This window comes from Pseudomonas sp. KH_027, from assembly GCF_057838565.1.
In genome coordinates this window covers 2,974,960-2,990,825 of record NZ_CM174470.1, presented here as the reverse complement: position 1 = coordinate 2,990,825, position 15,866 = coordinate 2,974,960, and the positions used below count along the sequence as shown (strand labels likewise).

At 61.8% G+C, this 15,866-nt stretch carries 17 protein-coding genes; all 17 read left to right on the top strand.

Annotation, left to right across the window (positions count from 1 at the left end; translation table 11 throughout):
• Positions 1-36: 36 nt before the first annotated feature.
• The 17 genes from fliF to flhB all read left to right on the top strand — a co-directional run bounded on the left by fliF (position 37) and on the right by flhB (position 15,466).
• Positions 37-1,848, top strand: coding sequence for a flagellar basal-body MS-ring/collar protein FliF (gene fliF, locus AC3IYG_RS14040; RefSeq protein ID WP_489309340.1), 1,812 nt, complete (start codon positions 37-39; stop codon positions 1,846-1,848).
• Entirely contained in the window at positions 1,841-2,857 is a 1,017-nt protein-coding gene (gene fliG, locus AC3IYG_RS14035) for a flagellar motor switch protein FliG (RefSeq protein WP_489309338.1), read from the top strand. The genes fliF and fliG overlap by 8 nt, the downstream gene beginning before the upstream one ends.
• A gap of 6 nt (positions 2,858-2,863) precedes the next feature.
• Positions 2,864-3,673, top strand: a complete 810-nt coding sequence (gene fliH / locus AC3IYG_RS14030; protein WP_489309336.1) for a flagellar assembly protein FliH — start codon at positions 2,864-2,866, stop codon at positions 3,671-3,673.
• Positions 3,663-5,024 (top strand): flagellar protein export ATPase FliI, encoded by a 1,362-nt coding sequence (fliI, locus tag AC3IYG_RS14025; RefSeq protein ID WP_489309334.1) that lies wholly within the window; start codon positions 3,663-3,665, stop codon positions 5,022-5,024. Before fliH ends, fliI begins: the two co-directional genes overlap by 11 nt.
• Positions 5,025-5,035: 11 nt before the next feature.
• Positions 5,036-5,485, top strand: coding sequence for a flagellar export protein FliJ (fliJ, locus tag AC3IYG_RS14020; RefSeq protein WP_489309332.1), 450 nt, complete (start codon positions 5,036-5,038; stop codon positions 5,483-5,485).
• A 90-nt stretch (positions 5,486-5,575) separates the two neighbouring features.
• On the top strand, positions 5,576-5,881 hold the full coding sequence (locus AC3IYG_RS14015; RefSeq protein ID WP_489309330.1) for an STAS domain-containing protein: 306 nt from the start codon (positions 5,576-5,578) through the stop codon (positions 5,879-5,881).
• A 10-nt stretch (positions 5,882-5,891) separates the two neighbouring features.
• Positions 5,892-7,589, top strand: coding sequence for a SpoIIE family protein phosphatase (locus AC3IYG_RS14010; RefSeq protein WP_489309328.1), 1,698 nt, complete (start codon positions 5,892-5,894; stop codon positions 7,587-7,589).
• 30 nt (positions 7,590-7,619) lie between these two features.
• On the top strand, positions 7,620-7,982 hold the full coding sequence (locus tag AC3IYG_RS14005) for an Hpt domain-containing protein (protein ID WP_489309326.1): 363 nt from the start codon (positions 7,620-7,622) through the stop codon (positions 7,980-7,982).
• A gap of 83 nt (positions 7,983-8,065) precedes the next feature.
• Positions 8,066-9,349: a flagellar hook-length control protein FliK gene (locus tag AC3IYG_RS14000; RefSeq protein WP_489309324.1), complete on the top strand. Its 1,284-nt coding sequence runs from the start codon at positions 8,066-8,068 to the stop codon at positions 9,347-9,349.
• Between the two features lie 427 nt (positions 9,350-9,776).
• Positions 9,777-10,313: a flagellar basal body-associated protein FliL gene (gene fliL / locus AC3IYG_RS13995; RefSeq protein ID WP_489309322.1), complete on the top strand. Its 537-nt coding sequence runs from the start codon at positions 9,777-9,779 to the stop codon at positions 10,311-10,313.
• Positions 10,314-10,322: 9 nt separating this feature from the next.
• Positions 10,323-11,288, top strand: a complete 966-nt coding sequence (gene fliM, locus AC3IYG_RS13990; protein ID WP_489309320.1) for a flagellar motor switch protein FliM — start codon at positions 10,323-10,325, stop codon at positions 11,286-11,288.
• 65 nt (positions 11,289-11,353) lie between these two features.
• Entirely contained in the window at positions 11,354-11,824 is a 471-nt protein-coding gene (fliN, locus tag AC3IYG_RS13985; RefSeq protein ID WP_489309318.1) for a flagellar motor switch protein FliN, read from the top strand.
• 4 nt (positions 11,825-11,828) lie between these two features.
• Positions 11,829-12,269 (top strand): flagellar biosynthetic protein FliO, encoded by a 441-nt coding sequence (fliO, locus tag AC3IYG_RS13980; RefSeq protein WP_489309316.1) that lies wholly within the window; start codon positions 11,829-11,831, stop codon positions 12,267-12,269.
• A complete protein-coding gene (gene fliP / locus AC3IYG_RS13975) occupies positions 12,269-13,024 on the top strand; it encodes a flagellar type III secretion system pore protein FliP (RefSeq protein WP_489309314.1) in 756 nt (251 codons plus the stop codon). Before fliO ends, fliP begins: the two co-directional genes overlap by 1 nt.
• 27 nt (positions 13,025-13,051) lie before the next feature.
• Positions 13,052-13,321 (top strand): flagellar biosynthesis protein FliQ, encoded by a 270-nt coding sequence (gene fliQ, locus AC3IYG_RS13970; protein ID WP_489309312.1) that lies wholly within the window; start codon positions 13,052-13,054, stop codon positions 13,319-13,321.
• Positions 13,322-13,549: 228 nt separating this feature from the next.
• Positions 13,550-14,326: a flagellar biosynthetic protein FliR gene (gene fliR, locus AC3IYG_RS13965; protein ID WP_489309310.1), complete on the top strand. Its 777-nt coding sequence runs from the start codon at positions 13,550-13,552 to the stop codon at positions 14,324-14,326.
• Positions 14,327-14,329: 3 nt separating this feature from the next.
• A complete protein-coding gene (gene flhB, locus AC3IYG_RS13960; RefSeq protein WP_489309308.1) occupies positions 14,330-15,466 on the top strand; it encodes a flagellar biosynthesis protein FlhB in 1,137 nt (378 codons plus the stop codon).
• Positions 15,467-15,866 lie beyond the last annotated feature (400 nt).

The window sequence follows — 15,866 nt, the reverse complement described above, 5'->3', positions numbered from 1 at the left end:
TGATCTGGAACCGGAATAAAGGAGTGAGATTGAGAAATGGCAGACGCAGCGCTCAGTAACGTACCGGTCAAGGCGGGCGCAGGGGAGCCGAAAAAGCCGCTGTTCGGCTTGGCTTTTCTGGAGAACATGTCCGAGATGACCATGCTTCGGCAGATCGGCCTGTTGGTCGGTCTGGCGGCGAGCGTGGCGATTGGTTTTGCCGTGGTGCTCTGGTCGCAACAGCCCGATTACCGGCCCCTGTATGGCAGCCTCGAAGGCATGGATGCCAAACAGGTGACCGAAACCCTGACCGCCTCCGATATTCCTTACACCATCGAACCCAACTCCGGCGCGCTGCTGGTCAAGGCTGAGGATGTCTCCCGCGCCCGCCTGAAACTGGCGGGGGCCGGGGTGGCGGCGCGTGACGGCAACCTCGGTTTTGAAATCCTCGACCAGGAACAAGGCCTCGGTACCAGCCAGTTCATGGAAGCCACCCGCTATCGTCGCGGGTTGGAAGGCGAATTGGCGCGCACCGTATCGAGCTTGAATAACGTCAAGGCCGCGCGCGTACACCTGGCCATCCCCAAGAGTTCGGTGTTCGTTCGCGATGAACGCAAACCCAGCGCTTCGGTGCTGGTCGAGTTGTATTCGGGGCGCTCGCTGGAGCCGAGCCAGGTGATGGCGATCGTCAACCTGATCGCCACCAGCGTGCCGGAGCTGAGCAAGTCGCAGATCACCGTGGTCGACCAGAAGGGCAACCTGCTTTCTGATCAGCAGGAGCTGTCCGAGCTGAGCATGGCCGGCAAGCAATTCGACTACAGCCGCCGCATGGAGAGTCTGTTCACCCAGCGCGTGGACAACATCCTGCAACCGGTACTGGGCAGCGGCCGCTACAAGGCCGAGGTGTCCGCGGATGTGGACTTCAGCGCGGTGGAATCCACTTCGGAGATGTTTAACCCGGATCAGCCGGCGCTGCGCAGCGAACAGAAGGTCAATGAAGAGCGTCAGAGCAGCTTGCCGCCGCAAGGCGTGCCGGGCGCGCTGAGCAATCAACCGCCCAGTGCTGCGAGCGCCCCGGCGCAAGCCAATGCGGCCGCAGGCGCGGCTGCGCCAGCCGGCCCGGTGGCGGCTGGTCAGCCTTTGTTGGATGCCAATGGTCAACAGGTGATCGACCCGGCGACCGGTCAGGCGAAACTGGCACCATACCCGGCGGACAAGCGTGAACAGTCCACCCGCAACTTCGAACTGGATCGCTCGATCAGCCATACCAAGCAGCAGCAGGGCCGTCTGCGCCGACTGTCGGTGGCGGTGGTGGTCGACGATCAGCTGAAAATCGATGCCAAAACCGGTGAAACCACCCAGGTTCCCTGGAGTGCTGCCGACCTGGCCCGCTTCACCCGCCTGGTGCAGGACTCCGTTGGCTTCGATGCCAGCCGTGGCGACAGCGTCAGCGTGATCAATACCGCGTTCACCGCCAGTGCCGGCGAAGCGGTCATCGAGATGCCCTGGTACCAGAGCGAACTGTTCCTGATGGCGATGGGCGCGCTCAAGCAGCTGTTCCCGGCTTTATTGATCTTTATCCTGGTCTGGTTCGTGCTCCGCCCGGTGCTGAACAACATCACCGGCGGCGGCAAGCATGGCAGCGGCGCCCACGGCGGTCGCAATGGCGACGTCGAGCTGGGCGAGATGGGTGGGCTGGAGGGCGAGCTCTCGGCTGACCGTGTCAGCCTCGGCGGGCCGCAGAGCATCCTGCTGCCCAGTCCTTCCGAAGGGTATGATGCGCAACTGAATGCGATCAAGGGCCTGGTGGCTGAAGACCCGGGTCGGGTAGCTCAAGTCGTCAAAGAGTGGATTAACGCTGATGAGTGATAACCGCGTCGCCACCAAACTGAACAAGGTCGAAAAGGCCGCCATCCTGCTGCTCTCCCTCGGTGAGACCGATGCCGCGCAAGTGCTGCGGCACCTGGGGCCCAAGGAAGTGCAGAAGGTCGGCGTGGCCATGGCGCACATGCGCAACGTGCAGCGCGAGCAGGTCGAGCAGGTGATGGGCGAGTTCGTCGAGACGGTCGGCGACCAGACCAGCGTCGGCGTCGGCGCCGACAGCTACATCCGCAAGATGCTGACCCAGGCGCTGGGCGAAGATAAGGCCGGCAGCCTGATCGACCGCATCCTGCTGGGCGGCAGCACCAGTGGCCTGGACAGCCTGAAGTGGATGGAGCCGCGGGCGGTGGCGGACGTGATTCGTTACGAGCACCCGCAGATTCAGGCCATCGTGGTGGCGTACCTCGACCCGGATCAGGCCGGCGAGGTGCTCGGGCACTTCGACCACAAGGTGCGCCTGGATATCGTCCTGCGCGTGTCCTCCTTGAACACGGTGCAGCCCGCGGCGCTGAAAGAACTCAACCTGATCCTCGAGAAGCAGTTCTCCGGCAGTGCCAACACCACCCGGGCGACCATGGGCGGCGTCAAGCGCGCGGCGGATATCATGAACTTCCTCGACAGCTCGGTCGAAGGCCAGTTGATGGACTCGATCCGCGAGGTCGATGAAGACCTGTCGACGCAGATCGAAGACCTGATGTTCGTCTTCGACAACCTGGCCGACGTCGACGACCGCGGCATCCAGGCGCTGCTGCGCGAGGTGTCTTCCGATGTGCTGGTGCTGGCCCTCAAGGGTGCGGACGAGGCGATCAAGGAAAAGGTCTTCAAGAACATGTCCAAACGCGCTGCCGAGCTGCTGCGCGACGATCTGGAAGCCCGTGGGCCGGTGCGCGTCAGCGATGTCGAGACGGCGCAGAAGGAAATTCTCACCATCGCCCGCCGTATGGCCGAAGCCGGGGAGATTGTCCTCGGTGGTAAGGGCGGCGAAGAAATGGTCTAAGTTCGTATGGTCAACAAGGATGCTCCCAGCGAGTTGATTCGCGCCAAGGACGTCAGCGCGTTCGATCGCTGGGCGTTGCCGAGCTTCGACCCCGAAGGTTCGTCGCCAGCCGTCGAGGCGAGTGCCGAAGTCGCCGACGAAGGCGTGGCGCTGAGCGAGCCGCAGTCGAACAGTGAAGGTGAAGACGTCTCCTTGGAGAGCGTCAAACCCTTGACCCTGGATGAGTTGGAGGTGATCCGCCAGGAGGCCTACAACGAAGGCTTCAGCACGGGCGAGAAAGATGGCTTCCATGCCGGGCAGTTGAAAGCCAAGCAGGAGGCCGAGGTCGCGCTGAATTCCAAGCTGGCGAGCCTGGAGTTGCTGATGACGCAGCTGTTCGACCCTATCGCCGAGCAGGATCAACAGCTCGAGCAGGTCCTGGTCAACCTGGTCACCCAGATGGCTCGGCAGGTGATCCAGCGTGAACTCAGTACCGATTCCAGCCAGATTCGCCAGGTCCTGCGCGAGGCGTTGAAGTTGCTGCCGATGGGCGCGGGCAATGTGCGCATCCATATCAACCCGCAAGATTTCGAGATGGTCAAAGCCCTACGCGAACGCCACGAAGAGACCTGGCGTATCCTCGAAGACGAAGCCCTGCAGGCGGGCGGCTGCCGGCTCGAATCCGAACACAGTCAGATCGATGCGAGCATCGAGACCCGGCTGGCGCAGGTGTTCAAGCAACTGTTCGAGCAGCAGCGCGAGCAAGCTACGCACCCTGCCGCCGCCGATATCCAGGTGGACCTCAGTGCCAGCCTAGAGCCGCCCCATGCGCCTTGAGCGCATCAGCTTCGCCAAGCGCATGGTCGGCTACAGCGAGGCGGTACAGCTGCCCTCCCAGCCGGTAGTCGAGGGCCGCCTGCTGCGCATGGTCGGCCTGACGCTCGAAGCTGAGGGCCTGCGCGCCGCCCTCGGCAGCCGCTGCCTGGTGATCAACAGTGACAGCTACCACCCGGTGCAGGTTGAAGCCGAGGTGATGGGCTTTGCCAATGGCAAGATTTTCCTCATGCCGGTCGGTAGCCTGGCGGGCATCGCACCGGGTGCCCGAGTGGTGCCACTACCGGACAGCGGTCGGCTGCCGATGGGCATGTCGATGCTCGGCCGGGTGCTCGATGGCGTAGGCAGTGCACTGGACGGCAAGGGCCGGATGAAGGCCGAGGACTGGGTGCCGATCGATGGCCCGACGATCAACCCGCTCAAGCGTCACCCTATCGACCAGCCATTGGACGTCGGCATTCGCAGCATCAACGGGCTGCTGACCGTCGGTCGCGGCCAGCGCCTCGGCCTGTTCGCCGGTACCGGGGTGGGCAAGAGCGTGCTGCTCGGCATGATGACGCGCTTCACCGAGGCGGACATCATCGTGGTCGGGCTGATCGGCGAGCGCGGGCGCGAGGTCAAGGAGTTCATCGAGCATATCCTCGGCGAGGAAGGCATGAAACGCTCGGTGGTGGTGGCGTCCCCGGCCGACGATGCGCCGCTGATGCGCTTGCGCGCGGCCATGTACTGCACCCGCATCGCCGAATATTTTCGCGACAAGGGTAAGAATGTACTGCTGTTGATGGATTCCTTGACCCGTTTTGCCCAGGCGCAACGCGAGATCGCTCTGGCCATCGGCGAGCCGCCGGCGACCAAGGGTTATCCGCCTTCGGTGTTCGCTAAATTGCCTAAGTTGGTGGAACGCGCCGGTAATGCCGAAGCCGGTGGTGGTTCGATCACGGCCTTCTACACTGTACTGTCGGAGGGCGATGACCAGCAGGATCCGATCGCCGATGCGGCGCGTGGCGTGCTCGACGGCCACTTCGTGTTGTCGCGGCGCCTGGCGGAGGAGGGGCATTACCCGGCCATCGACATCGAGGCGTCCATCAGTCGGGTGATGCCGCAGGTGGTGGATGCCGAGCACATGCGCAACGCCCAGCGCTTCAAACAATTGTGGTCGCGTTACCAGCAAAGCCGCGATCTGATCAGCGTGGGCGCCTATGTGCCGGGCGGTGATGCGGAAACCGACTTGGCGATCGCCCGTCATCCGGCGATGGTTCAATACCTGCGTCAGGGCTTGAACGATAATGAAAGCCAGGCACAGAGCCGTGCACACTTGGCCGCGGTCTTCAATCCAGCAGCACCGAGCGGTTGAGGTTCAGTTAAATGCTGCAAAGCCGAGCAACGCGACTGGCTCCGGTCATCGACATGGCTGAGCGCGAAGAGCGTGAGGCCGTCCGACAGCTTGGCCACTGCCAGGCGTTATTGAACCAGGCCGAGGGCAAGCTCAAGGATTTGCACCGCTACCTGGCCGATTACCAGCAGCAGTGGCTTACCGAAGGTCGCCAGGGCGTCTCGGGGCAATGGCTGATGAACTACCAGCGCTTTCTTGCGCAGTTGGAAGCGGCGATTGCGCAACAAAGTCAGAGCGTGGCCTGGAATCGCGATAACCTGCACAAGGCCCGTGCGCTCTGGCAGCAACGTTATGCGCGGCTGGAAGGCCTGCGCAAACTGGTTCAGCGTTACCTTGACGAGGCCCGTGTGGCCGCGGATAAGCGCGAGCAGAAGCTGCTCGATGAGTTGTCGCAGCGGCTACTGGGACGTGATCACGGTTGATTGTGGTTGCTGCTGGCGAGTCTCGGTGCTACATCTGCTAGCAGGTCGTGCGAATAAAATCATTGGTTTCCGCTGCATAGGGAGTGTTTCATGGCCATCACTTCGTTGCCCTCGACCGATGGGCAAGAGTTGATCATTCGGATTCAGGGACGTTTTGATTTTGGCGCGCACCAGGAGTTTCGCGACGCTTACGAGCGGGTGAATGTCAGCCCGAAGCGCTATGTCGTCGACCTCGATAGTACTACCTACCTCGACAGTTCGGCCTTGGGCATGCTGCTGTTGCTGCGTGATCATGCCGGTGGTGACCACGCGCAGATCAGCCTGGTCAACTGCAATGCCGATGTGCGCAAGATTCTCGCCATTTCCAACTTCGAACAGTTGTTCAAAATCGCATAGGGCTGCCCCGATGGCCGAGCGTCTGTCCATCCTGATCGCCGAGGACAACGCGGCCGATCGGATGCTGTTGTCGACCATTGTCAGCCGTCAGGGGCATCGTGTACTGACCGCCAGCAACGGCTTGGAGGCCGTGGGGCTGTTCGAGCTCGAACGGCCGCAGCTGGTGCTCATGGACGCCCTGATGCCGGTGATGGATGGCTTCGATGCGGCCCGGCGTATCAAGCAGGTGGCTGGCGAGGCGCTGGTGCCGATCATTTTCCTCACCTCGCTGACCGAGGGGGAGGCCTTGGTGCGTTGCCTGGAGGCCGGTGGCGACGACTTTCTCGCCAAGCCCTATAACCGGGTCATTCTCGAAGCCAAGATCAAGGCCATGGATCGCCTGCGCCGCCTGCAAGCGACCGTGCTGGAACAGCGCGACCTGATTGCCAGGCACAACGAGCACCTGCTGACCGAGCAGCGTGTGGCCAAAGCGGTATTCGACAAGGTTGCCCACTCGGGCTGTCTCAGTGCGTCGAATATCCGTTACCTGCAATCGCCTTATGCCCTGTTCAACGGTGACCTGCTGTTGGCGGCGTTCAAGCCTTCCGGCGGTATGCATGTACTGCTCGGCGACTTTACCGGCCACGGCTTGCCGGCGGCGATCGGCGCCATGCCGCTGGCGGAAGTGTTCTACGGTATGACCGCCAAGGGTTACTCCCTGGCGGAAATCCTCCGCGAGGTGAATGCCAAGCTCAAGCGCATCCTGCCACTGGGGGTGTTCTGCTGCGCGACGCTGCTCAACCTGAGCTTTCAACGGCGGGTGGTCGAGGTCTGGAATGGCGGGCTGCCGGATGGTTACCTGCACCGTATTGCCAGTGGCGAGCGAACTCCGTTGGTTTCCCGGCATTTGCCGTTGGGGGTGCTGGAGCCGACGGTTTTCGATGACCGTTGCGAGATCTACCCGCTGGAGTTGGGGGATCGGCTGTTCCTGCTCTCCGACGGGGTGTTGGAAACCTGCAACGATGCCGGCCAGCTATTTGGCGAAGAACGCCTGTTGGCGGTGTTCGCCGCCAATCGCCAGCCGGATCAGCTGTTCGAGGAAATCCAACAGGCATTGATCGGTTTTCGTGGCGAGGCCCAGGATGATGTCAGCATGGTCGAGCTCTGCCTGGTCGAAGCCGGCGCCTTGCCTAGCCCGCCGCTGGCGTTCGCCGACAGCGGGCAGTGCAGTCCGCTGGACTGGTCAGCCAGTTTCGAGTTTCGTGCGCAAACCCTCAAGCGCTTCAATCCGCTGCCGTTCCTGCTGCAATTGCTGCTCGAAGTGCAAGGCTTGCGTGACCAGGGCGGGCCGCTGTACAGCGTGCTGGCGGAGCTCTACTCGAATGCTTTGGAGCATGGGGTCCTGGGTCTCGATTCAGCGCTTAAATCCGATGCGGCGGGCTTCGCCGACTATTACCGCGAACGCAGCGAACGCTTGGCCGCCCTGGGTGAGGGCTATGTGCGCTTTCACCTGGAACTGCTGCCGGAACCCGGCGGTGGCCGGCTGATCGTGCGGGTCGAGGACAGTGGCCTAGGCTTTGACGTGCAGCGTGTGCTGGAGCAGCAACGCGTTGCGGGCAGCCTCTGCGGACGCGGCCTGAGCCTGGTGCAGGAGCTGACGGAGCGCTGCGTCTGGCCGGATGACGGGCGGGGCGTCAGCGTGGAGTTTTCCTGGTCGGATCAGGCATAATCGGTCGTACCTTGATCAAGGAGTGAGCAAGTGTCCGACATTCATCTCGACAGCACCGTGCTGGCCGCCTTGCAGGATGTCATGGAGGATGAGTACCCGTTGTTGCTGGATACCTTCCTGGCGGACTCCGAAGAACGTCTGCGCTTGCTGCATGTCGCGCAGCGCGAGCGCGATGCGCAGAGCCTGCGGCTGACGGCGCACAGTTTCAAGGGCAGTTGCAGCAACATGGGCGCGCCGCTGCTGGCCGGGTTGTGCAAACAGTTGGAAGAATTCGGCCGGCGCGATCTGCTGATCGAGGCGCCGGAGCTGATCGAGCAGATCGAGCGCGAATTCGCCATCGTGCGCATCCTCTTCAAGTCCGAGCGACAGCGTTTCGCCCTGCCGCGCACTTAGTGCGAGCTTTATAGCCTTCGCTGCATACTTGGCCCAAGCCTTGCTATATCCCTGGCACGAACCCATCCGCACGGAGAGTGCCCATGTCCGTTGCCCCCGATCTGCTTCTTAAGCCCGCACCCGAAGTAAGGCCTAAGGCGTCTGCGGCGAAAGCCCCGGCGAAACCGGCCGAACCCGCTAAGAATGAGGCCTCCAGCTTCGCTCAGGTGTATGCCAAGGAGCGTCAGGCAAAATCTGTCGAGCGTAGCGAAGCGGCAGCCAAACCCAATCGCGAGAAAACCAGCGAGTCGGAGTGCGAAGCCGACCCAGGCACCATGGCAACCGCTGGCGAGCCGCAGGTTGCCGATAGCGGCAATCCCTTGCCGACCGATCCGGTGCAGCCTGATCTCGTTCTCGATCCAATGCTGTTGATGGCGATGGCCGGTCAACAGCTGCCGATAGAGGAACAGATTGCCGCCCGCGCCGAAGGTGAGGGCGAGCAGGTTTTGCCAGGCGTGCTGGGCAGTCTCAACAGTTCCGGGCCGGCGGCCATCAACATCGCGGGTCATGACCCCGAGTTGGACGCGCTGAGTGAATTGCCAGGCGTGAAAATGGTGCTTGAGCTTGGCGCCAAGGCGCAGGCTGCGGCGCAGCAACAGGCCGTGCCGAATGTCGCGCCGAATGCCGCGGCAACGCAAACGGCATTGAGCGCGGGACAGCATTTCGCCACGGCGATGGCCGCCTTTGCGGATCAGGCGGCGCTGACTGACGAGGGTGAGGCCCCAGTGGAGCTGCCGTTCGCCGAGCTGGCGACTGAAAGTCTGGATGCGCTGAAAGACACCGCGAGCGCCAACGATGTCCGTACGGATAACTTGGCCGGCAAGCCCAACGTGCTGAACCAGGTGGTCGCCCAGACTCCGCGCGCGGCCCTGGTTCCTGGTCAGCCGATACCGATGCAGCAAAGTGGTTGGACCGAGGCGGTGGTGGATCGGGTGATGTGGTTGTCCAGCCAGAACCTAAAATCCGCCGAGATTCAGTTGGACCCAGCAGACCTGGGTCGTTTGGAGGTGCGGATCAGCTTGCAGCAGGATCAGGCGCAAGTCACCTTCGCCAGCCCTAACGCGGGGGTGCGGGATGCCTTGGAAGGGCAGATGCACCGTTTGCGCGAGATGTTCACCCAGCAGGGCATGAACACCTTGGATGTCAACGTTTCCGACCAGTCGCTGAACCGTGGCTGGCAAGGCCAGGGTGGCGGCGATGGTCAGGGCCGAGGCGGTTCGCGCGGTGACCTGTTGGGCGGTGCTGAGGACGATCTGCCGCTGGCGACAAGCGAGGTGCGCGGCGCCGCGCTGGCCGGTGGCCGTGGGTTGGTGGATTACTACGCCTGAGCCTCTTTGCGCCGGCTGCTGTGGCCGCTGGTCCAGGCAGTGCTGAGCCGGCGTTGAATCGGTGAGCGTCCGGAATGGGCTGCGTTCTGATCTGAATGAGTTCGCCCGGTGTCCTCAGGTCGCCGGGCGAACTCGTTTTGGGTGACAGCGGGTGGCCAGGCTGGTATATCCGCTGCGCGAGTTATGGTGTTCTGCGCCGGAAACTGTCGGTAGATTGCTTGCACTCGGCCATGCTGCGTGAAAATGGCCTCGGGATGCTCATGTATGTGCTTGCATGGCCCGCTTCCTCTGCCCTATTTACCTTGTCTGAGCTGCGTGCGGCTGTGACCTGAACAGTCTCTTGGCCGCTTGTTTTTCAAGCTGGCATAACACTTGCTCCTAACCCTTTGAACGCGGATAGAACTCCGATCAGTGACGGATTATTGGCATGGCTAAGAAAGACAGCGCGCAAACCCTGCCAGATGCTGCAGCTGCAAAGGCTGGCAACGGCAAATTGAAGCTCATCATCCTGATAGTCCTCGGGCTGGTACTGGCGATCGGCTTATCGGTGGGCGGCACCTGGTTCCTGCTCAGCAAAGGCGAGCACAAGGAAGAGGCCAAGAGCGAGGAGGGCAGCACTGGCGAACACGCGGCGCCGACCAAGCAACCGGCCATTTACGAAATGCTCGCGCCCGCCTTTATCGTCAACTTCAACTACAAGGGGCGGCAGCGCTACATGCAGGTCAGTATTGCCTTGATGGCCCGTGACCAGAAGCTGCTGGATGCGTTGAAAGTGCATATGCCAGTGCTGCGCAACAACCTGGTGATGCTGTTTTCCGGTCAGGATTTTGACTCCTTGGCTACCCCGGTAGGCAAGGAAATGCTCCGCCAGCTGGCGACCGCCAGTGTGCAGGAGTTGGCGCAGAAGGAGACGGGCAACGTGACCGTCGAACAAGTGCTCTTCACTAACTTCGTCTTACAGTAGGTACTGCCGATGGCCGTCCAAGACCTGTTGTCCCAGGATGAGATCGACGCCCTTTTACACGGTGTCGATGACGGCGCTGTCGAAACCGAAGACGCGGCAATACCCGGCAGCGTCAAAAGTTATGACCTGTCCAGCCAGGATCGCATCGTCCGCGGACGGATGCCGACCCTGGAAATGATCAACGAGCGTTTCGCCCGTTATACCCGTATCAGCATGTTCAACCTGTTGCGCCGCTCGGCGGACGTGGCGGTGGGCGGCGTGCAGGTGATGAAGTTCGGCGAGTACGTGCATTCGCTGTACGTACCGACCAGCCTCAACCTGGTGAAGATGAAACCGTTGCGCGGCACCGGGCTGTTCATTCTGGATGCCAAGCTGGTGTTCAAGCTGGTGGACAACTTTTTCGGCGGGGATGGCCGGCACGCCAAGATCGAAGGCCGCGAGTTCACCCCGACCGAACTGCGCGTCGTGCGCATGGTGCTGGATCAGGCCTTTATCGACCTGAAGGAAGCCTGGCACGCGGTCATGGACGTCAATTTCGAGTACATGAACTCGGAAGTGAACCCTGCACTGGCCAATATCGTCAGTCCCAGTGAAGTGGTGGTGGTGTCGACTTTCCATATCGAACTGGACGGTGGTGGCGGTGACCTGCATGTGACCATGCCCTATTCGATGATCGAACCGATCCGCGACATGCTCGATGCCGGCTTCCAGTCGGATGTCGATGATCAGGACGAGCGTTGGGTGAAAGCCCTGCGCGGGGACATTCTCGACGTCAGCGTGCCGCTCAGTGCCACCATTGCGCGGCGTCAACTGCGCCTGCGGGATATTTTGCATATGCAGCCCGGGGATGTGATCCCGGTGGAAATGACCGACATCATGGTCATGCGCGCCAGCGGCGTGCCGGCCTTCAAGGTCAAGCTCGGGGCGCACAAGGGCAACCTGGCGTTTCAAGTGTTGGAACCGATCGAGCGCTAACGTTGACGGTCGATTGAACCCCATTCGGATGTAACCCCGGTTAAAGCAAGGCGAGGACCCGCAACATGGCAGACGACTCACATACCACCCCCGAAGAGCAGGCTTTGGCCGATGAATGGGCGGCGGCACTCTCCGAGGCAGGCGATGATGCCAGCCAGGACGATATTGACGCGATGCTGGCGCAAAGCGGCGCTGGGGCGGAGCCTTCGGCGCCGCGTGCGCCGCTGGAAGAGTTCGGCAGCGTGGCGAAATCCAACTTGCCGGTCAGCCTGGACGGGCCGAACCTGGATGTGATTCTCGATATCCCGGTGTCGATTTCCATGGAGGTCGGCAACACTGAAATCACTATCCGCAACCTGCTGCAACTCAATCAGGGCTCGGTGATCGAGCTCGATCGTCTGGCCGGTGAACCCCTGGATGTGCTGGTCAACGGCACCCTGATCGCCCATGGCGAAGTGGTGGTGGTCAACGAGAAGTTTGGTATCCGGCTGACCGATGTGATCAGCCCGAGCGAACGCATCAAGAAGCTGCGCTGAAACCATGCACAGAGCGCACGTACTTCTGGGTCTTGTCTTGAGTCAGCCATTCGCCGCGCTGGCCGCCGAGTCTGCGCCGCAAGCGGTCGCGCCGCTGGCCGGCAGTGGCATCGGTGGGCAACTGGTACAGCTGCTGCTGGGCCTGCTGCTGGTGATCGGCCTGATTTTCCTGCTCGCCTGGCTGTTGCGCAGGGTGCAGCAGATCGTGCCGCGCGGTGGTCAGGTCATCAAGCTGCTTGCCAGCCAGGCCCTGGGCCCTCGCGACCGCCTGGTGCTGGTGCAGGTGGGTAACGAGCAGATTCTGCTTGGCTTGAGTGCCGGGCGGATCACGCCTTTGCATGTGCTCAAGGAGCCGGTGCAATTGCCGGACGGTGAGGCTGCTACACCCGAGTTCGCCCAGCGCCTGATGGAGCTGTTGGGCAAGGATCAGAAGGACAAGCCTTGATGAGTCCGTTGCGCATTTTGCTGGCGCTGTTGTTCGTGCTGGCCGCGCCCTTGGCATTCGCTGCCGATGACCCGCTGTCGATTTCCGCGATCACGCTGTCGACCAATGCCGAAGGGCAGCAGGAATATTCGGTAAGCCTGCAGATCCTGCTGATCATGACGGCGCTGAGTTTCATCCCGGCCTTCGTCATGCTGATGACCAGTTTCACCCGGATCATCATCGTGTTTTCCATTCTGCGGCAGGCCCTGGGCCTGCAGCAGACGCCGTCGAACCAGATCCTGATCGGTCTGGCGATGTTCCTGACCCTGTTCATCATGGCGCCGGTGTTCGACCAGATTAATCGCGATGCCTTGCAGCCCTACCTGAACGAGCAGTTGCCGGCCCGGGAGGCGATCAATAAGGCCGAAGTGCCGATCAAGAACTTCATGCTGGCGCAGACCCGTTCCTCGGATCTCGAACTGTTCATGCGTCTCTCCAAGCGCACCGATATCGCCAGCCCGGAGCAGGCGCCGCTGACCATTCTGGTTCCGGCGTTCGTCACCTCGGAGCTGAAGACCGCGTTCCAGATCGGTTTCATGATCTTTATCCCGTTTCTGATCATCGATCTGGTGGTGGCCAGTATTCTCATGGCGATGGGCATGATGATGCTCTCGCCGCTGATCATTTCGCTGCCGTTCAAGATCATGCTGTTCGTCCTGATCGACGGCTGGGCATTAATCATCGGCACCCTGGCCAGCAGTTTCGGTGGTGTCTAGGCGTCTGCCTGAGTGTGGAGAGGGCGTATGACTCCCGAAATTGCCGTCGACCTGTTTCGCGAAGCCTTGTGGCTCACAGCCATGATGGTCGCCGTGCTGGTGGTGCCGAGCCTGATCGTCGGCTTGATCGTCGCCATGTTCCAGGCGGCCACGCAGATCAACGAACAGACCCTGAGCTTCCTGCCGCGCTTGCTGGTGATGTTGGTGACCCTGATCTGGGCCGGCCCATGGCTGATCCGCTCGTTCATGGAGTACATCACCAACCTGTACACCAACATCCCGTTGTTGATCGGCTAGCTAGGCTCTGATGACGTTTAAATGACGGTCGCGCTGTCGCCCCGCAACGCGCAAGACTAGGCATGAGGAGAGAGGTTTGGTCATTCCAGATGAACGACGAATAACGACGTATTGCGCTTTGCGGGGCACGGCCTTTCAGGTTGGAGCGACCCTTGCCGGCGTCCCGCGCCTTGCCAGGCACCCTCACCGCTCCAACGCGCTCCGCCATTTGAACGTCAACAGAGCCTTATGCTCGATCTGAGCGATGCGCAGATTGGCGGCTGGGTCGGCAGTTTTCTGCTGCCGATGTTTCGCATCGCCGCATTGCTGATGACCATGCCGATCATCGGTACCCAACTGGTGCCGGTGCGCGTGCGTCTGTACCTGTCCCTGGCGTTCTGCGTGGTGCTGATGCCGACGCTGCCGCCGATGCCCGAGGTCGATGCGATCAACCTGCGCTCGTTCATGTTGATCGGGCAGGAAGTGCTGATTGGCGCCATGCTGGGTTTCACCTTGCAGCTGTTTTTCCACGCGTTCGTGATTGCCGGGCAGATTGTCACCACGCAGATGGGCCTGGGCTTCGCCTCCACGCTCGATCCCACCAACGGCGTTTCGGTGGCGGTGCTCGGGCAGTTCTACCTGATGCTGGTGACCTTGCTGTTTCTCGCCATGAACGGTCACCTGGTGGTGTTCGAGGTGCTGGCCGAGAGCTTCGTGACCTTGCCGGTGGGGGGGGGGCTGATGGTCGAGCACTACTGGGAAATAGCCGGCCGGCTTGGTTGGGTGCTGGGCGCCAGCCTGCTACTGGTGTTGCCGGCGATCACGGCGCTGCTGGTGGTCAACCTGGCTTTCGGTGTGATGACGCGCGCGGCGCCGCAATTGAACATCTTCTCCATCGGTTTTCCGCTGACCTTGGTGATGGGGTTGATCATCGTCTGGATCGGCATGGCCGATATTCTCGTGCAGTACCAGATGCTGGCCACCGAAGCCCTGCAGCTGTTACGCGAATTGGCGCAGGCGAAATAAGCCATGGCCGAGAGCGAAAGCGGGGCGGAAAAAAGTGAAGACCCCACCGAGAAACGGCTCAAGGAGTCGCGGGAAAAAGGCCAGGTCGCCCGTTCCCGCGAGCTGAATACGCTGGCCATCATGGTGGGCGGGGCCGGCGGCCTGCTGGCCTATGGCGGTAGCCTGGGCGATGCGCTGCTGAAGATCATGCAGGCCAACTTTTCCTTGCCGCGCGAAGCCTTGCTGGATGAGCGGGCCATGGGCCTGTGGTTCATGTCATCCATACAGATCGCGCTGGAGGCGATGCTGCCGCTGTTCGTGGTCTTGCTGGTGGCTGCCATCCTCGGGCCGATCGCCCTTGGTGGCTGGCTGTTCTCGGCCGATGCGCTGCAACCCAAGTTCAGCCGCATGAACCCCTGGGAAGGGCTTAAACGGATGTTCTCGGCCAAGGCCGTGCTGGAACTGCTCAAGGCCCTGGCCAAGTTCAGCCTCGTCTTGCTGGTTGCGCTGGCGGTGCTCTCGTCCGATCAGGACGATCTGCTCGCCATGGCCCATGAGCCGCTGGAAATGGCCATCATGCACAGTGCCCAGGTGGTGGGCTGGAGTGCGCTGTGGATGGCCTGTGGCCTGATCCTGATCGCCGCGGTGGATGTGCCTTTCCAGCTCTGGGATAACCGCCAGAAGCTGATGATGACCAAGCAGGAAGTGCGCGACGAATACAAGGACAGCGAGGGCAAGCCCGAGGTCAAGCAGCGCATTCGCCAGATGCAGCGGGAGATGGCCGAGCGGCGGATGATGGCGGCGATACCGCAAGCGGACGTGGTGATTACCAACCCCACGCACTTTGCCGTAGCACTCAAGTACGACCCGAAGAAAGGCAACGCCCCGGTGCTGTTGGCCAAGGGTGGCGATTTCATGGCGCTGAAGATTCGTGAGATCGCCCAGCAGCACAAGGTCATGGTGCTCGAGTCGCCAGGCCTGGCGCGGGCGGTGTACCACTCCACCGAGCTGGATCATGAGATTCCAGCCGGCCTCTACCTGGCGGTGGCCCAGGTGTTGGCTTACGTCTACCAGCTCAGGCAATTCCAGGCCGGCAAGGGCAAGCGCCCCGGGCCGCTGCCGGACCTGCCGATTCCGCCGGACTTGCGCCGCGACGAGTGAGTCCTGTCGTCGTTAGCGGCTAGACCAGTAGGGTGGAATCCCCGGAGGGGCTTCCACCGCCTGCCGTGAACCAACTGGCTGCGAGCTTGGTTTGGTGGATTACGCCGCTGTGCGGCTAATCCACCCTACTGGCTCGCAAATGATTGGTAACGTGCGCAGGTCAGTAGGGTGGAATCCCCGGAGGGGCTTCCACCGCCTGCCGTGAACCAACTGGCTGCGGAGCCTGGTTTGGCGGATTACGCCGCTGCGGGGCTAATCCACCCTACTGGCTGCCTCGTTTTAATCTTTTCCCCGGTGTGCCTGCGCGAGTTGGACGACTTCTTGCAAAAGCAGCCCTGCAGGCGCGATGCGCGTCAAAAGATTGAATCGACTGGGGTAGGGATGTGGCAGTAGATCGCTC

Excerpts from the sequence above, each read along its gene's own strand:
- fliI (WP_489309334.1), top strand. The coding sequence starts at position 3,663 with ATGCGCCTTGAGCGCATCAGCTTCGCCAAGCGCATGGTCGGCTACAGC.
- flhB (WP_489309308.1), top strand. The coding sequence starts at position 14,330 with ATGGCCGAGAGCGAAAGCGGGGCGGAAAAAAGTGAAGACCCCACCGAG.
- fliN (WP_489309318.1), top strand. The coding sequence starts at position 11,354 with ATGGCAGACGACTCACATACCACCCCCGAAGAGCAGGCTTTGGCCGAT.
- fliP (WP_489309314.1), top strand. The coding sequence starts at position 12,269 with ATGAGTCCGTTGCGCATTTTGCTGGCGCTGTTGTTCGTGCTGGCCGCG.
- fliQ (WP_489309312.1), top strand. The coding sequence starts at position 13,052 with ATGACTCCCGAAATTGCCGTCGACCTGTTTCGCGAAGCCTTGTGGCTC.
- fliF (WP_489309340.1), top strand. The coding sequence starts at position 37 with ATGGCAGACGCAGCGCTCAGTAACGTACCGGTCAAGGCGGGCGCAGGG.
- fliG (WP_489309338.1), top strand. The coding sequence starts at position 1,841 with ATGAGTGATAACCGCGTCGCCACCAAACTGAACAAGGTCGAAAAGGCC.
- fliO (WP_489309316.1), top strand. The coding sequence starts at position 11,829 with ATGCACAGAGCGCACGTACTTCTGGGTCTTGTCTTGAGTCAGCCATTC.
- fliL (WP_489309322.1), top strand. The coding sequence starts at position 9,777 with ATGGCTAAGAAAGACAGCGCGCAAACCCTGCCAGATGCTGCAGCTGCA.
- fliH (WP_489309336.1), top strand. The coding sequence starts at position 2,864 with ATGGTCAACAAGGATGCTCCCAGCGAGTTGATTCGCGCCAAGGACGTC.
- fliR (WP_489309310.1), top strand. The coding sequence starts at position 13,550 with ATGCTCGATCTGAGCGATGCGCAGATTGGCGGCTGGGTCGGCAGTTTT.
- AC3IYG_RS14010 (WP_489309328.1), top strand. The coding sequence starts at position 5,892 with ATGGCCGAGCGTCTGTCCATCCTGATCGCCGAGGACAACGCGGCCGAT.
- fliJ (WP_489309332.1), top strand. The coding sequence starts at position 5,036 with ATGCTGCAAAGCCGAGCAACGCGACTGGCTCCGGTCATCGACATGGCT.
- AC3IYG_RS14015 (WP_489309330.1), top strand. The coding sequence starts at position 5,576 with ATGGCCATCACTTCGTTGCCCTCGACCGATGGGCAAGAGTTGATCATT.
- fliM (WP_489309320.1), top strand. The coding sequence starts at position 10,323 with ATGGCCGTCCAAGACCTGTTGTCCCAGGATGAGATCGACGCCCTTTTA.
- AC3IYG_RS14000 (WP_489309324.1), top strand. The coding sequence starts at position 8,066 with ATGTCCGTTGCCCCCGATCTGCTTCTTAAGCCCGCACCCGAAGTAAGG.